The sequence below is a fragment of the Devosia sp. J2-20 genome, assembly GCF_055808475.1.
Map to the genome: position 1 here is coordinate 1,211,143 of NZ_CM147870.1, position 19,710 is coordinate 1,230,852.

The following is a 19,710-nucleotide window of genomic DNA, read 5'->3' on the forward strand; positions in this document are numbered from 1 at the left end:
GTTAAGGTCGCATAAACTTCAATTAACGGGCGCAAAGCAGCCGGTTTTGCTGGGTTTTCGCTGTGTTTGCGCAAAGGGAAGGGGCGGGCCTTGCGGCCCGCCCCTTCGAATCGGATTGGATAGGTTCGTGTAGAACTTAACGGATCAGCTGGAGAACCGACTGGTCCTGCTGGCTGGCCAGCGAGAGCGAGTTGGAAGCCAGAGACTGACGGGTCTGCAGTGCCAGAAGGTTGGCAGCTTCAGAGTTCATGTCAGCCAGGGTCAGGTTGCCAGCGCCATCCTGCAGTGTGCTGATCATGGACTTGGTGAAGTCCTGACGGCCCTGCACGATCGACAGGTTCGAACCAAAGGTCGAAGCCTGCGAACGAACGTCGTTCAGTGCAGTCTTCAGCTTACCCAGTTCAGCGTCAATGTTGGTGTCGCTGTCGAGGTCAGCAGCTTCGATGGTGGTTGCAACACCCAGGTTTGCCGAGTTGACCGTTTCACCATTCTTGGTCTGGATGTCGATCGACGACGTACCAGTTTCGTTGAAGGTGATGGCCAGGTTGTCGCCACGCAGCAGGTTGATACCGTTGAAGGAGGCATCATCTGCCAGCTTGTCGAGCTGATCGCGCAGTTCGTTGAACTGGTCGGCCAGACCGGCGCGGACGGTGTTACCGGCAATGGTGGCGGAGTCGGCTGTCGAGCCGTCGATGGCACCCGAAGAGGTGACGCCGTCAACATTCAGGACCTGAGTGGACTGGTTCTCAATGCGCAGCTTGCCATTGTCGTTCGATGCACGAACATTGCCCTTAAGATCAGTGTTGCCATTGATCTCGGCGACGAGTGCGTCAAGGGTCTTGGCTGCGTAGATTGCAGTAGGAGCAGCCTGAGTGGCAAGGCCAGCGATAGCGCCAGTACCACCAACAGTGATTCCAACGTCACCGTTATCAGCGGTCAGCGTGAACGCGCCGGTATCCGCATCAATCGACGCAGTTACGTCAAGGTCGGTTTCACCGTTGATGCCCGCGATCAGGTCGTCGAGGTCTTCAGTGGCGGCAGTACCAACAGTATAGGTGTGGGTTTCTGTGCCGTCGCTGACGGTGATGGTGTCGCCGTCGCCAAGGCCGGCGGCAGCCAGCGTTGTGGCGCCGGTAAGGCCGGTTGCTGTCGATGCAGTGGCAACCGGAGTTGCAGTGTTGGTCTGCGAGGTCAGGTTGATTTCGACAGCAGTGTCGCCAATTGCACCTGCGTCAAACGAGAGGACCGAGGTATTGTCCAGGCCCGTAGTTGGCAGGGTGTAGGATGCGGTCTGGAACGACTTGTCCTGACGGGCCTGACGCAGGGTCGACTGCATGGATTCGAGGGTCTTGGTCATGGCCGAAAGACCATTATCCGCAGCCTTCAGGGTCTGGATACCATTGGCCATGCCGTCGAGCAGGGCGTTAAGATCGCCAGCACGGTTGTTGAGGCCCTTGGCAGTGAACCAGTTGCTTGGATTGTCGAGAGCCGAGTTCACCTTGTTGCCGGTCGACAGGCGGTTCTGCGTTTCGGCCATCATGTTGGCAGTGGACGAGAGCGAGTTGAGGTTAGCGCGAACGGCTTTCGAGAGGGAAATATCAGACATTTGTACTGGTCCTTTTCTAGGAGTACTCAAACAACGATGCCTCTTCCTGAGGCGTGATCACATTCGTCCGGCAGCCTCTAAAGAAGCGTTAAGCGGAGGGTGAAAATTTGGGCAAATTCCAACGAAGAATTTATCCCGCCGGAAGCCAAAAAGCCCCGTAAATCGGGGCTTTGAAGAGAATGTGATGTGGCTGGCTGGTAAGATTCTATTAAGGATCTGGGGCGGCTTGGCGACTAATCAATGGGCTGCGCAGCCGCGTGGCCCGAGCTAGGCGATCAGATCCTTGAGCCTTGCCTGGGACTCCTCAGGGATAGTGCTGGCACCAATCCGGATGATCAACTGTTCCATGGTCTGCGGCGTCGGCGACAGGGCGCCTGCGATCACGGCCGCAGCAAAGGTCGATGTACGATCCTTGCTGGGGGGCGGTTCGGGATTTGGCTGGGCCTGCGCGTCGCGATTGGGGAACTGACCATTATTGCTGGCGCTGGGTGTTTCGGGCGTGGCGGGCGTACTATTGGGCAGCATGGGGCGTTCAGCGGAAATGGGGCGCTGGCGAATGTCTGCTACATTAATGGTACCCGATAAGGCCGCACTGGGCATTACTGGAGTGATCATGACGCTGTCCTTGCATCAACAAAATGCCATTGGACAGCTTTGGGGCCAACCTTCTTGCTTTCGATTACTTTAGTTGATTGAAATTGATTCAAATAAAGTCGAAATTAAAGGGCGCGGTTGACTGCTATGCCGCGTGCTGAACTTGCCGGGTCTGCTGTGATGGTGCCGGCGCGACCGTAAGCCTTGGCCTTGTTCTGCTGGCCCACCACTTTGGCGACATCGGTCAGGATATCTTCGGTGACGTTGCGGGCTGTTGCGAGCACGCGCAGGTTCTCGGCCATCTGGGTCGCCAGCGCCTCGTGGCCATGGCGCAAGCGGTCAACTGAATCGGGTGCTTCCTGCTGGAGGCGGGCGGTCTGGCGCTGCACGGAACGAGCGAAGCTGACATAGTCCTGTGCCATCCGGGCCTTTTCGGGCGTGAGCTTGCTGGCGTCGCGCAAATGTCCGGCCCGCAGCAGGGTGGTTTCCTGGTTCATGACATTGACCAGGGCTGCAAGAGCTGACTCGGCCAGTTGGCACAGTTCCCTGGCCGGCATGTTATCGAGGGCGGCGAGACGGGCTGCAGCGGTCATTTGTAGACTCCAGTGGTCGGCATGATCTTGTTCTGGTTGTTGGATGCTTCCTGCATGGCGAGCAGGTCGGGCAGGAGTTGTTCGGCAATGCCCAGGCCGCCATTCTGCGACAGGGTGTCGGCCATCTGTTCGGCCTGCATGGACCGCCAGGTCTCTTCGCCGAAGCCGCCGCCCATGGCGCTCTCGTCAGTTTTGAGGCTGGTGAAAAGTTGCTTGGTCAGCGTGTTGAGGAAAACACCTTCCAATTCCTGGGCCTGCTGCTGCACGCGGGCAATCTGGGCTGGTGTCAGGGTCGAGTGCTCGGATGTGCCGATTGAGTTGATTGTTGGCATCACAGCACCTCAATTTCGGCCTGCAGGGCGCCGGTGGCCTTGATGGCCTGCAGGATGGCGATGAGATCGCGCGGCGAGATGCCCAGCGCATTGAGGCCGTCGACCAATTGCTGCAGCGTCACCGATTCATTGACCACAGCGAGCGCGGTGTCAGAGATGTTGGCGTTCAGCGTTGTGTTGGGTTCCACGGCGGTCTGGCCATTGGCGAAAGGCAGGGGCTGCACCACGTTGGGGTTTTCGGCGATGGTGACTGTCAGGTTGGATTGAGCAACGGCCACGCTGGAGACACGCACATCCTTGCCCATAACGATGATGCCTGAGTTCTCGTCGATGACGATCTTGGCGGTCTGGTCGGTTTCGACCATGAGCTGCTCGATGTCGGTCAGCAGGTCGACAATGTTGCCGTTAAAGCCCGGGGGCAGAGTGACGCGAACCGTAGCGGGATCTTCGGGGGTGGCGGTTGGTGCACCAATGAAGTCGTTGACAGCCAGGGCGATGCGACGTGCGGTGGTCAGATCTGGATTGCGCAACGCCAGGCGCAGCGAGGTCTGCGAACCAAGATGAAAGTCGATTTCGCGCTCGATCAGGCCGCCATTGGCGATGCGACCTGTGGTCGGGACGCCCGAGACGATGCTGGCCGCGTCACCGCCCGCGCTAAAGCCGTTGATCAGGACCGGACCCTGGGCGATGGCATAGACGTCTCCGTCAGCCGCCAGCAGTGGGGTAACCAGAAGTGTGCCGCCCTGCAGGCTGTTGCTGTCGCCAAGTGCCGCGACCGAAACATCCATGCGTGACCCCTGCGTACCAAAGGCGGGCAGGTTTGCGGTGACCATGACGGCGGCCACATTGGCGGTGCGGACGTTCTCGCCAGCGGTGTTGACGCCGAGGCGCTCGAGCATGGACTGCAGGGACTGTTTGGTGAAGGGGGAGTTGTTGAGGCTGTCGCCAGTGCCATTCAGGCCAACCACGAGGCCGTACCCGACAAGCTGGTTGTCGCGAACGCCCTCGAAATTGACGATGTCCTTGATGCGGGCGGCTGCGGCGTAGGTGTCGGCCATCGGCGAGAGGGTCAAGACGGTACATAGTGCCGTGGCAATCAGCTTTTGCAGCAGTGTTCTGGTCATATTCGTCCCCGTTCCGAGCCGCTCCATCCCCATGGCGCGACATTCGGGAAACTCATTGCGAAAACTGTGCCAGTTTATGTCTGGTTCGGTAAGCTTATGAAATAAAAGGTGTTTTTGTCTCGGTTCGGTGCGGCGTGTGGCGTTGGAAGGGTGCGGTGAGCAATTCTTGCCGGGTTCGTTAAGGACCTGTTAACGGCTGGCGGCAGATTTTGCCGGTACGTGATCGAAATGATTTGAGTCCATCCGTTGCGCATAGACACAGGTAATCGCACCTCCGGCGTCGGTAAAAGTGGTTCAGCGGGCCGCTCGGGATCGCGCGCGGACTTTGTTCCGACAGGCGCTGACGGTCCCGCACGCGCTGCCGGCTCAGCACCGGTGGCAGGCATGACCGGCATTGATGCCATTCTGGCGCTGCAGGCGGTAGGTGGACCGCTAGAGGGCAAGAAGAAGGCGCTGCGCCGCGGTCGGTCACTGCTTGATGCGTTGGACGACATCAAGGCTGACTTGCTGATCGGGCAGGTGAGCGCTGAGCGTCTGGACAATCTGGCGACCATGCTGAGCGAAATTCGCGAACGTTCTGATCCGGCGCTTGATGGCGTTCTCGATGAGATCGATCTGCGGGTTCAGGTCGAACTGGCAAAGTTCGGGCGATACCCTTCTGCGTGAGCCGAATTCATCAAAATGTTGTCGATAATGGGCTATTCGGCTGACATGCACGCGCATTCACGTGTTAAGCACCACGTGATTTGAGCGCTTGCGGGGGTGCGCCTGCGCGCATATACAGGCCGCCTATAGGGGGCGCATTGGAGTTGAGTCTGCTGATGTCTTCGATTGCTGAAGTAATTGAATACCGGCCCAGTGACGACGAGCCGTTCATGAACCCGCGCCAGCGGGACTACTTTCGGGCCAAGCTGAACGCGTGGAAGGATGATATCCTTCGCGAAAGCCGCGAAACGCTTGATAACCTTCAGGAAGAGAGCCAGAACCACCCCGACATGGCCGATCGTGCCAGTTCGGAAAGTGACCGGTCTCTCGAATTGCGGACGCGTGATCGTCAGCGCAAGCTGATTTCCAAGATTGATGCTGCGATCAAGCGTATCGACGATGGTAGCTATGGCTATTGCGAGGAGACCGGTGATCCCATCGGCCTGGCTCGCCTTGATGCCCGGCCTATCGCCACGCTGAGCCTTGAAGCCCAGGAAATGCATGAGCGTCGCGAAAAAGTCTATCGCGACGAATAGCATTTAACGAGATTGAAACAGGCCCGCAGCGATGCGGGCCTGTTTCGTTGTGGGAAGGCGACTACACCGCGGCGGCGTCGACCTGCTCACGCTGCTTGATAATGGCCTGCTTGCGTTCGCTATAGCGCGAGGTCAGATAGTTGGCGTTGCCACGATTGAGGATGGTGAATTTGACCAATTCCTCCATCACATCGACGACGCGGTCATAAAACGACGATGGTTTCATGCGGTCATTGGCCTCAAACTCCTGCCAGGCCTTGGCGACGGAGGACTGGTTGGGGATGGTGACCATGCGCATCCAACGACCCAGCAGCCGCATCTGATTGACCGCGTTGAACGATTGCGAGCCGCCGGACACCTGCATCAGCGCCAGGGTGCGTCCCTGAGTGGGCCGAATGGCACCGCCGGGCAGGGGGATCCAGTCAATCTGGGCCTTCATCACGGCGCTCATGGCGCCATGGCGTTCGGGGCTGGTCCAGACCTGGCCCTCAGACCACAACATGAGTTCGCGCAGTTCCTGGACCTTGGGATGGGTGTCAGGGGCGTCATTGGGCAGCGGCAGGCCATTGGCGTGGAACACTTTGACTTCAGCACCAAATGCCTCAAGCAGGCGTTGCGCTTCGAAGGTGAGTAGCCGGCTATAGGAACGTTCGCGCAACGAGCCGTAGAGCATGAGTATGCGCGGCTTGTGGCTGGTGATCAGCGTGGCAAGGTTGGCAGGATCGGGGACTTCGAGGGCGTCGTCGATGATGTTGGGGAGATCAGACAAGGCGCTTGCCCTCGGCATCAATAATTACTTCGCCATCTTCCTTGGTGAAGGGCCCAATGTCGGGGTTCTCCAGAATTTCAAACACGATTTCTGAGGGCCGGCAGAGGCGGGTGCCCCTGGGGGTCTCGACGAAGGGGCGATTGATCAGGATTGGCTCTGCCAGCATGGCGTCGATTAACGCGTCGTCCGAGAGGGTGGGGTCTTCCAGGCCCAGTTCGACATAGGGCGTGCCCTTTTGCCGAATGGCCTGACGCACGGTGAGGCCGGCGTCCGCTATCAATTGTTGCAGGCGGTCGCGCGAGGGCGGATTGGTGCGGTAGTCGATCACGACCGGCTCCATGCCAGATTGCCGGATCATGGCCAACGTGTTGCGCGAGGTGCCGCATTCGGGGTTGTGATAGATGGTGACGGTCATCGTGCTGGCCTTTCTTTCTCGCCTTCGCCGGCATTGGCATCAAAGGCGGTGCGTGTTCTGTTGGCGAGGGCCACCAGCGAGAGCATGACCGGCACTTCAACAAGCACTCCGACTACGGTGGCCAGAGCGGCCGTCGAGGAAAGTCCGTAAAGGCTGATAGCCACGGCCACAGCCAGTTCAAAAAAGTTGGACGTGCCGATCATGGCGCAAGGGGCAGCGATGCGGTGCGGGATGCGCAGCGCCCAGGCCGCGCCATAAGCGATGGCAAAAATGCCGTAAGACTGGATCAGCAAGGGTACAGCGATCAGCGCGATCATCAGCGGCTGCGCCAGAATGAAATTGCCCTGGAAGCCAAACAACAGCACGACGGTGGCGAGCAGCCCGACCATCGAGGCGGGCTTGAGCCTGGCGATAAAACCATTGAGACGGGTGGATGAGACGTCTGCGGCAAGCAGGTAACGACGGGTCAATATGCCTGCTGCCAACGGCACGACGACATAGAGCAGGACTGACAGAATTAGGGTGCCCCAAGGAACCGGAATATCGGTGACACCCAGCAACAGCGCGACAATCGGTGCATAGGCAAACACCATGATGAGATCGTTCACGCTAACCTGGGCGAGGGTGTAGTTGGCATCGCCGCGGGTGAGCTGGGACCAGACAAAGACCATGGCCGTACAGGGAGCCGCCCCCAGCAGGATCAGCCCGGCGATATAGCCTTCGGCGTCGGCAGCTGGAATCCAAGCGGCAAACACGCCCTTGAAGAAGAATACGCCCAGAACGGCCATGCTGAAGGGTTTGATCAGCCAGTTGACGACCAGCGTGACCACCAAGCCCCTGGGTTGTTCGGCAATGCGGTGCAGGCTGCCGACATCGACGGCGATCATCATGGGGTAGACCATGGCCCAGATCAGGATAGCGACGGGTAGATTGACCTGAGCGATTTCGAGGGCTGCGAGGCTGGAAAAAACGCCCGGCATCAACTGCCCCAGTGCAATACCGGCAATGATGGCCAAGCCAACCCAGAGAGAGAGGTAACGTTCAAAAACTGACATGGTTTAGGCAACTTCCTCGTTATCGGTTGTGCCTTCCATGGCGCCGATGCCGGCGAGCCTGGATTTGAGCGTCATGCGATCAATTGAGGACAGCGGGAGGCTGGCAAAGGCGTTGATGCGGTTGCGCAGAAATCGAAGGGTGTCTTCAAAGGCGGCGCGTTGTTTAAAGTCCGGGCCAGAAACTGCCGCGGGATCGCTGATCCCCCAGTGGGCGGTCATGGGCTTGCCGGGCCAAAGCGGGCAGGCTTCGCCCGCGGCGTTGTCACAAACGGTGAAAATGAAATCCAGCTCAGGGCCGCTAGCGGTTGCGAAATCGTCCCAGGATTTTGAACGCAGCCCCTGGGTGGCAATGCCAGCCCTGGTCAGGGTTTCCAATGTCATGGGGTGCACTTCACCCTTGGGCGTGGATCCCGCAGAGTAAGCGCGGAAACGGCCGTCGGGGAGGTTGTTCATCAAGGCTTCGCCGATGATGGAGCGGGCCGAATTCCCGGTGCACAGGAACAGGACATTGTAGACGCGATCAGACATGGTGCGCTTCCTTGGGGCTGCAGCAGGGTGTGATATCGGCGATGAGAGGTTCGCAAAGCTCGGGGCGACCGCCGCAGCAGTCCTGCACGAGGAAATTGGCGATCTCGCGCACGCGTTCGAGCACGGCGCGATAGACGATGGAGCGCCCCTGGCGCTCGGCTTCGATCAGTCCGGCGCGGGTCAGGATCGCCAAATGGGTCGACATGGTGTTTTGCGGCACGTCGAGCTGGCGGGCAATTGCACCGGCGGGCATGCCTGAGGGTTCGTGTGTGATGATGAGTTTGAAGGCCTCGAGGCGGGTGGCCTGCGAGAGCGCCGTGAAAACATCGATTGCCTGAATTGATTCCATATATCTGGATTTATCGATATATGTTGCTGCTGTAAACCCGGCAAATGGAAAACGGGGCCATTGGCCCCGTTGGTTTCGTGTTGCAGCTCAAGCTAGAAGCCAAAGACTGTGGTGATACCCGTCTGATTGTTGCCAAACTGGGCACAGCGACCACGGGTGTTTTCGCCAAACTGCAGCAGGGCGCAGTTATTGTTGTTACCGCGCTGCTCGATGGTGCCGTGATGGCCATTGCCGTCCTGTACGATCAGGCCGTTATTATTGCGGCCGCGCTGATCGACACCGGCACTGTTGTGATTGCCGTTCTGGCGAACATTGGCCCCGCCTTCGGATACGCCGTTGACCAGTGAGAGCATGAGCAGACCCAGGCCCAGAACCTGCTGGTGCTCGGAATTCTGCGGCGCGAAGCTGAGGCTGAACTGGCCAGCGGCCATGGCCGGGGTCGACAGGCTTGCTGCGCTGATGATGAGGGCTGTGGTGGCGGTGGCGAGGGTCTTGATGAGCTTGGTGGTCATGGCGTTTCTCCCGTTTGACGCTGGACTGTGCGGCCGATGATCTAAGAGTAGTGGAGGCTGGCTGAACGGGTTTGGAGCGGGGTGTTCATTTGCGGTTCAGCCAAAGCTGACGCATCGGCTTCAGGTGAAGCGCGCGCCATTGTGGGTACAGGGGACGGTCTGCCCGCCAACGATGATCGAGAAGTCGACGCTGTAGCGCGCGTCGGCATTGATCATCATCTGGCCGACGGAGACGGCCTCATTGGCGGGGGCTGAGAACGCGCCTCCCTGGCTGATGTTGGACGAATTGCCGTTGCTGGCGCTCCTGATGGCAAAGCGATACTCACCGTTGACGTCCTGTGGACTGAAGACAGAGCCCGTGATTGTCCGCATGCCGTTCTGGTTCTGCTCGGCGATGTCGCAACTCAGGGAATTGGTATCGGAACTGGCCATGCCCACAGATGCGGCGATGGCGACGATGCCGACGCCAAAAAACAGGGGCAGGGTGCGGGTAAGCTGAGTCATTGTCAGATACTCCTTGCGGTTCGGGATGACCGGAAGGGTACAGCCCTTCCGGCGACGGGGATTACTCGCAGACCTGAACGAAAGCGGTGACATTGCCCGAACCGCCCTGAACCACATTGGCGTTGCAGCCATTGCCCGTCTGCACGCCTGCCGTGATGTTGCCATTGCCGTCCTGGCTGATGATCGCGTTGTGGTTGGTGCCGAACTGGCCGATGCCGGCGGCGTTGCGGTTGCCGCGCTGGATGGTTTCGGCGCGGTTGTTGCGGCCCTCCTGACCGATCGCGCTGATATTGCGGTTGCCGTTCTGACGGCTCAAACCGGTGTTCCAGCTGCCGCGCTGCTGCAGACCAAAGCGGTTGTACCAGCCGGTCTGGCTGCCGCCTGAACTGTTGCTATAGCCGTACTGGTTGATGAAGACGTCGTTGGCCATGGTTGGGGCCGCGCTCACGGCGATCATAGCGGCAATTGCGGTGGTGATGATGGTGCGCTTCATGGTTGTCTCCTGCCTTGGCCTGCACTCCCTGTGGAGCGCTTCTTGCCGATGACCCAAGCATTAAGGGAGGCAGGCAGAACCGGGACTGAACCCTGAGTTCAGATTGGGTTCATTCTCATGGCGGCGGTTCGGCAGCGGGCAGCTCGATTTGGCGTTCGATTCCGATTGAAGTGAGAAAATCGGTATCATGGCTGATCACCAGCAAGGCGCCGTCATAGCTGCGCAGGCCAGCCTCGAGCTCTTCTACAGCGGCGATATCGAGATGGTTGGTGGGTTCGTCCAGGATTAGCAATTGCGGCGGGTTATCGCCGCCGATAGTGCAGGCCAAGCCCGCCCGCAGCATTTCACCGCCACTGAGCGTGCCGGCCAGCTGCAGTGCGGCATCAGCGCGGAACATGAAGCGGGCGAGCGCGGCACGGCAGGTACGCTCATCGCTGTCCGGGTTGAGGGCGCGAAAATTGTCGTGAATGGTCTGGGCCGGATCGAGCAGGCTGACGGTCTGATCGAGCATGGCGTAGGGCACATGAATATGCGCTGTGCCGTGTTGGGCCGGAAGATCGCCCGTCAACAAACGCAGCAGGGTGGTCTTGCCTGAACCATTGGGGCCTGAGATGGCGACGCGCTGCGGCCCGGTGATGTAGAAGGACAAATTGCTGATCAGCAGGGTGACGGTGTCAGGCCCTCCCGAGAGCGCAGTGGCCTGCAGCACGGTGCGGCCAGCGGGCAATCGGGTGGGCGCGAGCGAAACCGTCAGGGGAGTGAGTACTTCGACCCTGGCGCGGGCGGCGCTGACCAGTGCGGCGGCCTCGCTGCGCTGGCGGCTGGCAATGCGGGCATTCTCGCCGCTGGAATTTTCGGCGTTCTCCTTCATACCGCCGAGCAGGATTTTGGGCATGCCGCCCTTCGCCGCCTTGCGCTTGCCAGCGCCGTCCTTGCGGGCCTTCTTTTGGGCCACATTCTGGATCTTGCGGTCGATGTCGGCGACCTTGCGTTCGGCGGTTGATAGCTCGTGTTGAGCCGCATCGTGTTCGAGGGCCTTGCGCTCGGCATAGTGTTCCCAGTTGCCGCCATAGCTGTGGACTCCCAGCGTGGTCAGCTCGACGATGGCGTCCATTTCGCGCAGCAGGGTGCGGTCATGGCTGACGACGATGGCGGCGCCCCGCCAGTGGCGCAGCAGGTTCGCGACCGCGTCACGACCTCCGGTGTCCAGGTTGTTGGTGGGCTCATCGAGCAGGATGATGTCTGGTGCGGCCAGGATCAGACGAGCCAGTGCCAGTCTTGTGCGCTGGCCGCCACTGAGCGTGTCCAGCGACCGGTCAGCGGGGTAATCGGGCAGGCCTACATCGTTAAGCGCGCCGGAGATGCGCGCGGGCAGGGTCCAGTCGGCCTGATCGGCGTCCTCGAGGCTGCCCTGGCCCCGCTCAAGCCGGTCGAGGCGGGCAAGAGCGGTGGTGATACCGAGATGATCGGCAATGGTATCGGACGGAAAAACCTGCACGCACTGCTCCAGCATGGCGAGCGATCCGGCAATGGTAACCGATCCGGCAGCAGGGGGGATTAGTCCGGCAATGATGGCCAGCAGGGTGGATTTGCCCGTGCCATTGCGACCGATCAAACCGGTTCGGTGGTTGCCGAAGGCGAGGTCGAGACCGGTAAAGAGTGGCTGGTTATCGGGTGTTGCGTAGGTGAGCTGATGCAGGGTGACGGAGGCGGGCATGGACGGATTCCAGATGAGCGATGCGGGTGAGGCAGTCGTTCAAGGTGAAATCCATTGGGTACCGTCCGGTCAGTGCTGCATGTGGGCGCAAGATAGGCGAGGGCGGGAAGATGTCAAGATTGGCGGCCGGTGGCCTGCGTGTCACCCCACCCTCGGTTCCTCCCCATCGAGGGGAGGGAGGCGCCAGCACAATGGCCCGTGTTCAGCTTCCCTGCAAGGGAGCGTGCCGGCTGCGGGTGCTGCTATGCCAGATAGCGCTGCCTGAGGTGGGCCTTGAAGATGTCGGCGTTGAGCGGTTCACCGGTGGCGCGGGTGATCAGTTCGGGCGTGGACCAGCGCGAGCCCTGGCTCCAAATATTGTCGGCGCGCCATTGATTGACGCCGTTGAAGTCACCCCTGGCGATATCGCTGCGCAGGTTGGGCTGGGCCTTTTCGAGCGTGGCCCATTGCTGGGCGGCGATCATGGCGCCCAGTGTGTAGCTGGGGAAATAGCCAAAGGCGCCGCCGGGCCAATGCACGTCCTGCATCGGGCCGTCCTTGGGGTCGTTGATGGTGGAAATGCCGAGATATTCGGTCATCTTGGCGTCCCAGGCTTCGGGGATCTGGCTGGCGTCGAGCTTGCCGCTGACCAGATCCTGTTCCAGCTCGTAGCGCAGGATGACGTGGAGCGGGTAGGTGACCTCATCGGCATCGACACGGATGTAGCCGCGTTCGACGAAATTGACCTCGTTGAGGACGTCGGCGGTTTCCCAGCCGGGGATGGCGTCGGGGCCGAGATGCTGGTGCACCAGCGGCAGGGCGAAGTCCCAGAATTCGGGGCTGCGGGCCAGCTGCATTTCAACGAACAGGCTCTGGCTTTCGTGAATGCCCATGCCGCGCGCCTTGCCGAGTGACCAGTGTGACCATTCCTTGGGCAGGCCCTGTTCGTAGAGGGCGTGACCGGTTTCGTGCAGTACCCCCATGAGCGAGGAGAGGAATTCGTCGGTGCGGTAGCGTGTGGTCATACGCACGTCAGAGGGTACGCCACCGCAGAAGGGGTGATGCGACACGGCGAGGGAACCGTGCGTGAAATCGAAGCCAACGGCGCGCATGGCGGCCAGGCCCAACTCACGCTGCTTTTCAATCGGATAGGGGGCGTTGAGGCTCTTGCGTGGGCGCTTGGCCAGGCGCGCTTCCTGAGCCGCCAGGGCTTCGGGCACAAAGCCTTTGAGAAAGCTCTTGAGATCGGCAAAGACCGGATCGAGATCGGCGGTGCGGTTGCCCGGATCGTATTGATCCATCAGGGCGTCGTACGGAGCCAGTCCTGTTGCGTTGGCGCGCAACTGGGCCTCTTCGCGCACAAGAGCGATGACGCCTTCGAGAGCGGGCAGGAAGCTGTCCCAATCGCCCTTGGCCCGCAGGTCGCGCCAGAGCTGCTCGGAACGCATGGTGGCGGCGGTGCGGCGCTCGACGAAATCGGTGGGCAGGCAGGTGGCATTGATGTACTGGCGCTTGAACTCGGCCAGCGCCAGGGTCTGGTCCTCGGTCTCAGGCCTTGCGGCCTCGATCCAGTCGGCGATTTGCGGTGCGGTGGCCTGCGCGTGGTACATGCCAGCCAGATTGGCCATGGCCTCGGCGCGTTTTTCACCGCCACCGACGGCCATGTGCGTGGCCTCGTCTGCGCCCAGGATGGAGAGCGCGTGCTCCAGGGATTCAAGCTTACGACCGAGATCATCGAGTTTTTGGAAAGACACTGGCGGACTCCGAGAATTGCTGCGCTGAGATGTTCCACAGGCTGAGGCGTTGAGCAAGCATGGGTGAGCGCCGCGCGGCGCGAACCGGCGGTGACAGCAGGTGGACGGTCCCCGAGACGGTGTTTCGCCTCTGAGTAAATTTTAGTGAGGCGAGTTCCGCCGCGGGGCACCGGTTTTTTGCCCAGACCGTATGGCCAGTTTCATCGCTCGCAGGCTGGCGGCCCAGTCCTGGACCCGTATGACTGGCAATGGGGTGAGTATGAAATGGGGTTTTGGGGGTGGGGATAAGGGGGATAGATCGGGGCCCACCTCACCCCTCTGGCCTCCCCCATCAAGGGGGAGGTGTATGTCCACGGTGGCTATGGTCGAAGGAGTTTCAGCCCCCTCCGGTTCGACCCGAGGAAACTGCATTTGACCTGCGTTGTGACAGTACAGAGCCCTCGGGGCATGCCCGAGCGTGGCGCGCGGTGGGTTGGTGGAGTGATGGATAGGAGCTGTGAGGGCGAAGGTCGTTGTCAATCGCCTGGGCAATTCGATGCCGGCGTGACCGGTTATTCAGTCTTCCCGGTGTCCGATTTGGAGGCGGCGGCCTTTCCGAAGGCCACAGCAACCACCATGCCCATCGCAACACCCAAGGCGATGTTGTTGGTGGCAAGGCCCATCGCCACGCCCAATGCGATGCCTGCGCCGACTGCCATACCCGTGCCGCGCTGCAATTTTTTCTGATTTTTCATAGTGGGATAATAGGCTCTGGGCCTGAAAGGGGAAGAGGCGCAGCCGGGGGACTGCGCCTCTGGGGAGGGCCGGTTCTGTTCTGGAATTGGCCGGGCAGCGCCTTCTGCTCACCGCCGGGGAGACTGGTTGCACCATTGGGGATCGTGCAGCCAGGAAAGGGTGTGTCCTAGAAGGGCAGGATCGCGTCCATCACCTGCTGGCCATATCGCGGCTGCTGCACATCGGTGATCTGACCGCGGCCACCGTAGGCGATACGCGCTTCGGCAATCTTGGACGATGGAATGGTGTTGTTGGCCTGAATGTCTGAGGGACGGACAATGCCAGCCACGACCAGGTCGCGGACCTCAAAGTTCACGCGAACTTCCTGATGGCCTTCAATGACCAGGTTCCCGTTGGGCAGGACCTGGGTGACCACGGCTGCGACCGAAGTCTGCAGGCTTTCGGAGCGGTTCACCGAGCCCTTGCCGGTATTGGCAATGCCGGAGTTGAAATCCAACGCGTCATTAGTGTCGATGGTGCCGCCCGAAGCGGTGTCGACCATGGAGCCCAGAATGCCGCCCATGCCAGCCGAGTTGGTCGAGTTGCGGCTGGACTGGGTGTTGTTGGCGATCTTGGCGCTGTCGTTGACGGTCACGATGACGGTCAGGATATCGCCGATGCGGTGCGCGCGCTCATCCTTGAAGAAGCCCTTGGCCGAGGTGCGGTAGAGCGAATTTGCCTGATAAGTATCGGCGATGGCCTGGGGCATCGGCATGTTGACGGGCTGGTAGCCGGCGGTGGTGGTGGGGTCCACGATGGGGCTCAGGGCCGGTGCACGACCGACGTCTGCCAGGCGGTCCATGGTGTTGCAGCCAGCCAGTGTCAGGGTCAGCGTCAGGAGTGTTGCGAGTTTAAGGATGTTCATTTTGTGTTTTCCTGAAAGCGTTTAGAGGCCAGCCAGAGCGAGCGGTTCAGAGCTCACTTCGACGGCGCCGGCGGCAATGGCGGTGGCGCTGATGACGCGGCGAGACATCAGGTTGAGAACCTGGAGCGGGGCGCCGATGGTGGCACCGGTGACAGCCTGACCCTTGACGGTCAGGGTCATCGGTCCATGCCGGAAATAGATGGTGACGAGATCGTTCTTGGCGACGGTCATTGGCAGGCTGACATCAGCTGGCTTGACCATCATGCCTTCGCGGCTCTGACGGGTGAGGGCCTTGCCCACGATGTCCTGCAGCCGGGCGACGCCGGTGCTTTCGACGTAGCGCAGTGGGACCGGACGCATGACAATATCGCTGGCATCGAGAATGGTGCCGCCAGGGTAGTTGCCGGCCAGATGCGGCGCGTCGATCATCAGTTCGATCGAGCCGGACAGATCGAGCGGCTGGTCAATACCGGCGATTGCGAAGCGGGCCTGAAAGCCGCCATTGGCGGGCAGGTAGCGCAGGCTGGTGATGCTGGCCGGGGTGTCGACGGCCTCGGCATTGAGCATGGGCACCATGTCGGTGAAAATGGTGTTGGCGCTCATGCCCTCGGTGAGGATGCCACGGTTTTTCAGATCGTCTGCAATCAACCGGGTCAGGGCCGACTGGTCGATCACCGTTGCGGCGCGGCTGACGCGGATGCGGTCCAGACCGCGGGTTTCGAAGGTTTCGATACCGATGCGCGCGGCCGCGGCCTTGATGTCGAGCAGGTCGACTGTGCCGGTGGTGCCGGGTTTTGGCGCCCGGAACAGGGCATCTTCAGCGGCAAGACCTGCTTCGTCGAACATGTCGCCGACGGTGACAACAGCGGCGGTGACCGTGATGTCGCCTTTGAGAGCAGGAGCGGCAAGGGCACTGGCTGTGAGCAGCAGGGTAGTGATGGCGGCGATTGCGCTACGAGCGATCATCTGAAACGTCTCCCTTAACGCAGCTGCGTGGTGGACTGCATCATCTCGTCAGCGCCTGAGATGACACGGGCGTTCATCTCGTAGGCACGCTGGGCGGCGATGAGGTCGGCAATCTCGGTGACCGAGTTGACGTTGGACATTTCCAGATAACCCTGGAGCAGATTGCCCGTGCCTTCGGCATTGGGAACGCCAACCTGGGCGGGGCCACTGGCCGGGGTGTCGATGAACAAATTGTCGCCCAGCGATTCCAGACCCGATTTGTTGACGAAGCGGGCGAGCTGGAGCTGGCCGAGCTGGGTTGGGGTGGAGTCGGTGCCGACATATGCCGAAACCATGCCATCTTGTGAGATGGCAACCGAGGTAGCGTCGCCGGGAATGGTGATGCCGGGATCAATGGTGTAGCCATTGGAGGTCACCATTTCGCCGTCAGGCGAACGCTCGAACGAGCCGTCGCGGGTGTAGGCGGTGCGGCCATCAGGCATTTGCACCATGAAGAAGCCATCGCCACGAATGGCCAGATCCAGTTCGCCTTCGGTCATGTTGACCGTACCCTGGCTCATAATGCGCGGGGTGGAGACGGTACGGACACCCGAACCGATCTCAAGCCCGGCTGGCACGACACTGCCCTGAGCCGAGCTTTGCGAGCCAGCGCGTGTCACCTGCTGATAGAGCAGATCTTCGAACTCGGCGCGGGCCCGCTTGTAGCCGGTGGTGCGCATGTTGGCGATGTTGTTGGAGATGACTTCGACATTGCGTTCCTGGGCGCTCATGCCGGTCGATGCGATATAGAGAGCTTTCATGGCCGGTCCTCAGGGTTAAGCGTTTGCATCGCCGAGACGCTGGATCGCCGAACGACGCAAGTCGTCCTGACGCTGGGCCAGCGAGGTGGCGGATTCGTAAGCGCGTTGCACGCGGATCATCTCGGCCATTTCTGTGACGCCCGAGACATTGGATTTTTCGATGAAGCCCTGCATGACCCCGGTGTTGGTCGCAGCAATCGGGGTGCCACCGGCAAAAAGGTTGTTTCCCTCGCGGGTCAGAGACTGTGGATCGGCAAATTCGACCAAGCGGAGGCTGCCCTTGGCGCCAGCGCTTGAACTGATCGAGCCGTCCTTGCCGATCATGATGCCGGTTTCTTCGGGGCCGAACTTGATGGGTCCGCCCTGACCGAGAACCGGGTTGCCGTTGAGGTCAACCAGGGTGCCGCCTGCATCGAGCTGGAAGGCGCCCGATTTGCTCCAGCGTTCGCCCGCTGCAGTCTGAATGGCAAAGAAGCCGTCACCGTTGAGTGCAACGTCAAACTGATTGCCGGTCTGTACCATGGGGCCGCCGGACAGATCATGAATGGTGGCCCAATCCTGCACATAGGCGAGGGGCTGGTCGCTGGTCTTGAAATCCTTGTCGCGGGCGACAGGCATTTCGTATTCTTCGAACAGCAGGTTTTCGGCCTTGAAGCCGGTGGTGTTGATGTTGGCCATGTTGTTGGCGACAACATCCATCTGACGCTGCAGCGCGATTTGCCGGCTCAGGCCTATCAGTTGCGCATTCTCGATCATTGCTGATCCCCGGTGTTAACTTCCCCGAGACCGCCTGCTTCCCCAAGCCGATGGTCTCGCCGTTTACACTGCAGAAACCATGCCAAGCCGGAAATTTTAATAAAATCAGACAGATAGCTGTATCGATGGATAGGCGTTGTCAGCGCATGCTTGCCGAGGGCGGCAAAACTTACCCGGCAATATCTGCCGCTTTGGGTGTTTTTGTAACCTTTCGTTAACCATCGGGCGCTTAGCTGGTGAATAACCGGAATCGCCCGGGAAACCTTGAGTTTGGCAGGTGCGCAATGGCCGCTGATGCGGAAATCGAAGACGGCGCGGCCCCCAAGAAGGGGATCCCGAAGCTCTTTATCATCATAGGTGCTGCTGCCATCGTCGTCCTGTTGGGCGGCGCCGGGGCATTCTTCTTCCTGTCCCAGGGGACAGCGGAGGCCGAGCATGCCGGTGAGGCCGACGACGGTCATGGCGGCACGATCGAAGCCGCCCATACCTTTATCTTCAACCTGCCGCCCATGATCATCAACCTCAACAATGAGGCTGATGGCGAAGCATTTATGAAGCTGACCGTCGCGCTCGAAGTGGCCAATGAAGAGATGATGCTGGAAATCCAGCCGCGCATGGCCAAGGTGGTCGATGCGTTTCAGGTTTACCTGCGCGAGCTGCGCAAGTCCGATCTGGAGGGATCTGCCGGTGTGTATCGCCTCAAGGAAGAGCTCTTGCGTCGCGTGAACGTGGCAATCTACCCATCTCGGGTGGAGTCGGTGCTGTTCAAGGAAATCCTGGTACAGTAATGGCAGAGCCCAGCGATCAGGACAAACTCAGCGATGACTGGAACGTGGACGATACCATTGTCCCGGTGGATGGCGCTGAGCAGACTGAAGAAGAGAAGGCCGCCGAGGCCGCTGCCGAATGGGCGGCAATGCTCGAAGGCGATACCGGCGACGGGGAGGGCGGTCCTGACCGCGTCCTCAATCAGGATGAAATTGACAGTCTGCTGGGCTTTGACGCCAGCGTGGGCAGTAATGTTGAGCTGACGGGCGTTCAGGCGCTGATCAACTCGGCGCTGGTCAGCTATGAACGCCTGCCCATGCTCGAAATCGTCTTTGACCGCCTTGTGCGGTTGACGACGACAAGCCTGCGCAATTTCACTTCCGACAATGTGGAAGTGACGCTGGATTCCATTTCTTCGGTTCGCTTCGGCGATTATCTGAACTCCATTCCGCTGCCCGCCATCCTGTCGGTGATCAAGGCAGAGGAATGGGAGAATTACGGGCTGCTGACCGTCGATTCCAGTCTGATCTATTCGATGATCGACGTGCTGCTGGGCGGCCGCCGTATTGGCGGCAATATCCGGGTTGAGGGTCGTCCTTATACGACAATCGAGCTGGCGCTGGCGCGGCGGATGATCGAAGTGATCCTGGATGATACCCATCGGGCGTTCGAGCCCGTGACCAATGTGAATTTCAAGCTTGAACGCATGGAAACCAATCCGCGGTTTGCAGCGATTTCGCGCCCGGGCAATGCCGCGATACTGATCGAGCTGCGCATCGAAATGGACGATCGCGGCGGCAAGATTGAAATCCTGCTGCCCTACGCCACCATCGAGCCGATCCGTGAACAGCTGTTGCAGATGTTCATGGGTGAAAAATTTGGCCGTGACCCGATCTGGGAAGGCCATCTGGCAACTGAAATCTATTCCGCGGAAGTCGATGTCGAGGCCGTACTGCACGAGCAGAATGTGCCCCTTTCCAAGATGATGACTATGCAGCCGGGTGACACGCTGATGTTCGAGCGCTCGCCCAGCGATCCGGTTCGGCTGCGCTGCGGCGACGTCGAGCTGACTGAAGCCATCATGGGCCATATCGGCAACCACGTATCGGTGCGGGTTACGCGCCCCTTGAATCCGCCAAAGGTGACTATGGAAGCCTTTGAGGCGATTGATGAAAAACTGGAAGGACGATGATGTTCGGCTTGCCCCTAGGACTGT

24 protein-coding genes are annotated in these 19,710 nt (G+C 60.2%); 4 read left to right on the plus strand and 20 right to left on the minus strand.

Going from position 1 to position 19,710, the window contains the following annotated elements:
• Positions 1 to 136 precede the first annotated feature (136 nt).
• From AC0L37_RS05850 to AC0L37_RS05870, 5 genes are all read right to left on the minus strand, one after another.
• Entirely contained in the window at positions 137 to 1,606 is a 1,470-nt protein-coding gene (locus AC0L37_RS05850; protein WP_282221729.1) for a flagellin N-terminal helical domain-containing protein, read from the minus strand.
• Positions 1,607 to 1,873: 267 nt separating this feature from the next.
• Positions 1,874 to 2,221 carry a hypothetical protein gene (locus AC0L37_RS05855; protein WP_212657480.1) on the minus strand — a complete coding sequence of 116 codons (348 nt, stop codon included), beginning with the start codon at positions 2,219 to 2,221 and terminating at the stop codon, positions 1,874 to 1,876.
• 104 nt (positions 2,222 to 2,325) lie between these two features.
• Entirely contained in the window at positions 2,326 to 2,793 is a 468-nt protein-coding gene (locus AC0L37_RS05860; protein WP_212657481.1) for a flagellar protein FlgN, read from the minus strand.
• Positions 2,790 to 3,125, minus strand: a complete 336-nt coding sequence (locus AC0L37_RS05865; RefSeq protein ID WP_282221728.1) for a rod-binding protein — start codon at positions 3,123 to 3,125, stop codon at positions 2,790 to 2,792. Before AC0L37_RS05865 ends, AC0L37_RS05860 begins: the two co-directional genes overlap by 4 nt.
• On the minus strand, positions 3,125 to 4,183 hold the full coding sequence (locus AC0L37_RS05870; RefSeq protein WP_282223016.1) for a flagellar basal body P-ring protein FlgI: 1,059 nt from the start codon (positions 4,181 to 4,183) through the stop codon (positions 3,125 to 3,127). Before AC0L37_RS05870 ends, AC0L37_RS05865 begins: the two co-directional genes overlap by 1 nt.
• A 312-nt stretch (positions 4,184 to 4,495) precedes the next feature.
• On the opposite strand from AC0L37_RS05870, the gene AC0L37_RS05875 reads away from it, so the two are divergent.
• On the plus strand, positions 4,496 to 4,915 hold the full coding sequence (locus tag AC0L37_RS05875) for a flagellar assembly protein FliX (protein WP_282221727.1): 420 nt from the start codon (positions 4,496 to 4,498) through the stop codon (positions 4,913 to 4,915).
• Between the two features lie 155 nt (positions 4,916 to 5,070).
• Positions 5,071 to 5,490 (plus strand): RNA polymerase-binding protein DksA, encoded by a 420-nt coding sequence (dksA, locus tag AC0L37_RS05880; RefSeq protein ID WP_212657485.1) that lies wholly within the window; start codon positions 5,071 to 5,073, stop codon positions 5,488 to 5,490.
• A 61-nt stretch (positions 5,491 to 5,551) separates the two neighbouring features.
• Here the strand turns inward: dksA and arsH are convergent, their stop codons facing one another.
• The 15 genes from arsH to flgF form a co-directional block, all read right to left on the minus strand.
• Positions 5,552 to 6,277, minus strand: a complete 726-nt coding sequence (arsH, locus tag AC0L37_RS05885; protein ID WP_282221726.1) for an arsenical resistance protein ArsH — start codon at positions 6,275 to 6,277, stop codon at positions 5,552 to 5,554.
• Complete coding sequence (arsC, locus tag AC0L37_RS05890; RefSeq protein ID WP_282221725.1) at positions 6,252 to 6,674, minus strand: arsenate reductase (glutaredoxin); 423 nt, start codon at positions 6,672 to 6,674, stop codon at positions 6,252 to 6,254. The genes arsH and arsC overlap by 26 nt, the downstream gene beginning before the upstream one ends.
• Positions 6,671 to 7,729 (minus strand): ACR3 family arsenite efflux transporter, encoded by a 1,059-nt coding sequence (gene arsB / locus AC0L37_RS05895; RefSeq protein ID WP_282221724.1) that lies wholly within the window; start codon positions 7,727 to 7,729, stop codon positions 6,671 to 6,673. The genes arsC and arsB overlap by 4 nt, the downstream gene beginning before the upstream one ends.
• 3 nt (positions 7,730 to 7,732) lie before the next feature.
• Positions 7,733 to 8,257: an arsenate reductase ArsC gene (locus tag AC0L37_RS05900; protein WP_282221723.1), complete on the minus strand. Its 525-nt coding sequence runs from the start codon at positions 8,255 to 8,257 to the stop codon at positions 7,733 to 7,735.
• On the minus strand, positions 8,250 to 8,606 hold the full coding sequence (locus tag AC0L37_RS05905; RefSeq protein WP_282221722.1) for an ArsR/SmtB family transcription factor: 357 nt from the start codon (positions 8,604 to 8,606) through the stop codon (positions 8,250 to 8,252). The genes AC0L37_RS05900 and AC0L37_RS05905 overlap by 8 nt, the downstream gene beginning before the upstream one ends.
• 92 nt (positions 8,607 to 8,698) lie before the next feature.
• Complete coding sequence (locus AC0L37_RS05910) at positions 8,699 to 9,118, minus strand: curlin (RefSeq protein WP_282221721.1); 420 nt, start codon at positions 9,116 to 9,118, stop codon at positions 8,699 to 8,701.
• Between the two features lie 120 nt (positions 9,119 to 9,238).
• Positions 9,239 to 9,622: a curli-like amyloid fiber formation chaperone CsgH gene (gene csgH / locus AC0L37_RS05915; RefSeq protein ID WP_282221720.1), complete on the minus strand. Its 384-nt coding sequence runs from the start codon at positions 9,620 to 9,622 to the stop codon at positions 9,239 to 9,241.
• Positions 9,623 to 9,683: 61 nt separating this feature from the next.
• The gene (locus tag AC0L37_RS05920; RefSeq protein ID WP_269369285.1) at positions 9,684 to 10,115 is read right to left on the minus strand and encodes a curlin; all 432 of its coding nucleotides are present in this window, start codon (positions 10,113 to 10,115) and stop codon (positions 9,684 to 9,686) included.
• 115 nt (positions 10,116 to 10,230) lie between these two features.
• Positions 10,231 to 11,832 carry an ABC-F family ATP-binding cassette domain-containing protein gene (locus AC0L37_RS05925; RefSeq protein ID WP_282221719.1) on the minus strand — a complete coding sequence of 534 codons (1,602 nt, stop codon included), beginning with the start codon at positions 11,830 to 11,832 and terminating at the stop codon, positions 10,231 to 10,233.
• Between the two features lie 242 nt (positions 11,833 to 12,074).
• A complete protein-coding gene (locus AC0L37_RS05930) occupies positions 12,075 to 13,565 on the minus strand; it encodes a carboxypeptidase M32 (protein WP_282221718.1) in 1,491 nt (496 codons plus the stop codon).
• Positions 13,566 to 14,116: 551 nt separating this feature from the next.
• Entirely contained in the window at positions 14,117 to 14,299 is a 183-nt protein-coding gene (locus AC0L37_RS05935) for a glycine zipper domain-containing protein (RefSeq protein WP_282221717.1), read from the minus strand.
• Between the two features lie 167 nt (positions 14,300 to 14,466).
• Positions 14,467 to 15,204 carry a flagellar basal body L-ring protein FlgH gene (gene flgH, locus AC0L37_RS05940; RefSeq protein ID WP_282221716.1) on the minus strand — a complete coding sequence of 246 codons (738 nt, stop codon included), beginning with the start codon at positions 15,202 to 15,204 and terminating at the stop codon, positions 14,467 to 14,469.
• 21 nt (positions 15,205 to 15,225) lie between these two features.
• Positions 15,226 to 16,170, minus strand: coding sequence for a flagellar basal body P-ring formation chaperone FlgA (gene flgA, locus AC0L37_RS05945; protein WP_282221715.1), 945 nt, complete (start codon positions 16,168 to 16,170; stop codon positions 15,226 to 15,228).
• A 14-nt stretch (positions 16,171 to 16,184) separates the two neighbouring features.
• Positions 16,185 to 16,970: a flagellar basal-body rod protein FlgG gene (gene flgG / locus AC0L37_RS05950; RefSeq protein WP_212657499.1), complete on the minus strand. Its 786-nt coding sequence runs from the start codon at positions 16,968 to 16,970 to the stop codon at positions 16,185 to 16,187.
• 15 nt (positions 16,971 to 16,985) lie between these two features.
• Complete coding sequence (flgF, locus tag AC0L37_RS05955; protein WP_249327575.1) at positions 16,986 to 17,726, minus strand: flagellar basal-body rod protein FlgF; 741 nt, start codon at positions 17,724 to 17,726, stop codon at positions 16,986 to 16,988.
• Positions 17,727 to 18,010: 284 nt separating this feature from the next.
• On the opposite strand from flgF, the gene AC0L37_RS05960 reads away from it, so the two are divergent.
• Both AC0L37_RS05960 and fliM read left to right on the plus strand, forming a co-directional pair.
• Entirely contained in the window at positions 18,011 to 18,514 is a 504-nt protein-coding gene (locus tag AC0L37_RS05960; RefSeq protein WP_269369298.1) for a flagellar basal body-associated FliL family protein, read from the plus strand.
• Positions 18,514 to 19,686 carry a flagellar motor switch protein FliM gene (gene fliM / locus AC0L37_RS05965; RefSeq protein WP_212657501.1) on the plus strand — a complete coding sequence of 391 codons (1,173 nt, stop codon included), beginning with the start codon at positions 18,514 to 18,516 and terminating at the stop codon, positions 19,684 to 19,686. The genes AC0L37_RS05960 and fliM overlap by 1 nt, the downstream gene beginning before the upstream one ends.
• Positions 19,687 to 19,710: the final 24 nt, after the last annotated feature.

What these genes read in the sequence shown, in the direction of transcription:
- AC0L37_RS05865 (WP_282221728.1), bottom strand. Translation starts at nt 3,125, where the DNA reads ATGCCAACAATCAACTCAATCGGCACATCCGAGCACTCGACCCTGACA.
- arsC (WP_282221725.1), bottom strand. Translation starts at nt 6,674, where the DNA reads ATGACCGTCACCATCTATCACAACCCCGAATGCGGCACCTCGCGCAAC.
- AC0L37_RS05920 (WP_269369285.1), bottom strand. Translation starts at nt 10,115, where the DNA reads ATGAAGCGCACCATCATCACCACCGCAATTGCCGCTATGATCGCCGTG.
- AC0L37_RS05855 (WP_212657480.1), bottom strand. Translation starts at nt 2,221, where the DNA reads ATGATCACTCCAGTAATGCCCAGTGCGGCCTTATCGGGTACCATTAAT.
- flgF (WP_249327575.1), bottom strand. Translation starts at nt 17,726, where the DNA reads ATGATCGAGAATGCGCAACTGATAGGCCTGAGCCGGCAAATCGCGCTG.
- arsH (WP_282221726.1), bottom strand. Translation starts at nt 6,277, where the DNA reads ATGCCGAGGGCAAGCGCCTTGTCTGATCTCCCCAACATCATCGACGAC.
- AC0L37_RS05925 (WP_282221719.1), bottom strand. Translation starts at nt 11,832, where the DNA reads ATGCCCGCCTCCGTCACCCTGCATCAGCTCACCTACGCAACACCCGAT.
- fliM (WP_212657501.1), top strand. Translation starts at nt 18,514, where the DNA reads ATGGCAGAGCCCAGCGATCAGGACAAACTCAGCGATGACTGGAACGTG.
- AC0L37_RS05850 (WP_282221729.1), bottom strand. Translation starts at nt 1,606, where the DNA reads ATGTCTGATATTTCCCTCTCGAAAGCCGTTCGCGCTAACCTCAACTCG.
- AC0L37_RS05960 (WP_269369298.1), top strand. Translation starts at nt 18,011, where the DNA reads ATGGCCGCTGATGCGGAAATCGAAGACGGCGCGGCCCCCAAGAAGGGG.
- flgH (WP_282221716.1), bottom strand. Translation starts at nt 15,204, where the DNA reads ATGAACATCCTTAAACTCGCAACACTCCTGACGCTGACCCTGACACTG.
- AC0L37_RS05900 (WP_282221723.1), bottom strand. Translation starts at nt 8,257, where the DNA reads ATGTCTGATCGCGTCTACAATGTCCTGTTCCTGTGCACCGGGAATTCG.
- csgH (WP_282221720.1), bottom strand. Translation starts at nt 9,622, where the DNA reads ATGACTCAGCTTACCCGCACCCTGCCCCTGTTTTTTGGCGTCGGCATC.
- dksA (WP_212657485.1), top strand. Translation starts at nt 5,071, where the DNA reads ATGTCTTCGATTGCTGAAGTAATTGAATACCGGCCCAGTGACGACGAG.
- AC0L37_RS05860 (WP_212657481.1), bottom strand. Translation starts at nt 2,793, where the DNA reads ATGACCGCTGCAGCCCGTCTCGCCGCCCTCGATAACATGCCGGCCAGG.
- flgG (WP_212657499.1), bottom strand. Translation starts at nt 16,970, where the DNA reads ATGAAAGCTCTCTATATCGCATCGACCGGCATGAGCGCCCAGGAACGC.
- AC0L37_RS05910 (WP_282221721.1), bottom strand. Translation starts at nt 9,118, where the DNA reads ATGACCACCAAGCTCATCAAGACCCTCGCCACCGCCACCACAGCCCTC.
- arsB (WP_282221724.1), bottom strand. Translation starts at nt 7,729, where the DNA reads ATGTCAGTTTTTGAACGTTACCTCTCTCTCTGGGTTGGCTTGGCCATC.
- flgA (WP_282221715.1), bottom strand. Translation starts at nt 16,170, where the DNA reads ATGATCGCTCGTAGCGCAATCGCCGCCATCACTACCCTGCTGCTCACA.
- AC0L37_RS05935 (WP_282221717.1), bottom strand. Translation starts at nt 14,299, where the DNA reads ATGAAAAATCAGAAAAAATTGCAGCGCGGCACGGGTATGGCAGTCGGC.
- AC0L37_RS05870 (WP_282223016.1), bottom strand. Translation starts at nt 4,183, where the DNA reads ATGGCCGACACCTACGCCGCAGCCGCCCGCATCAAGGACATCGTCAAT.
- AC0L37_RS05905 (WP_282221722.1), bottom strand. Translation starts at nt 8,606, where the DNA reads ATGGAATCAATTCAGGCAATCGATGTTTTCACGGCGCTCTCGCAGGCC.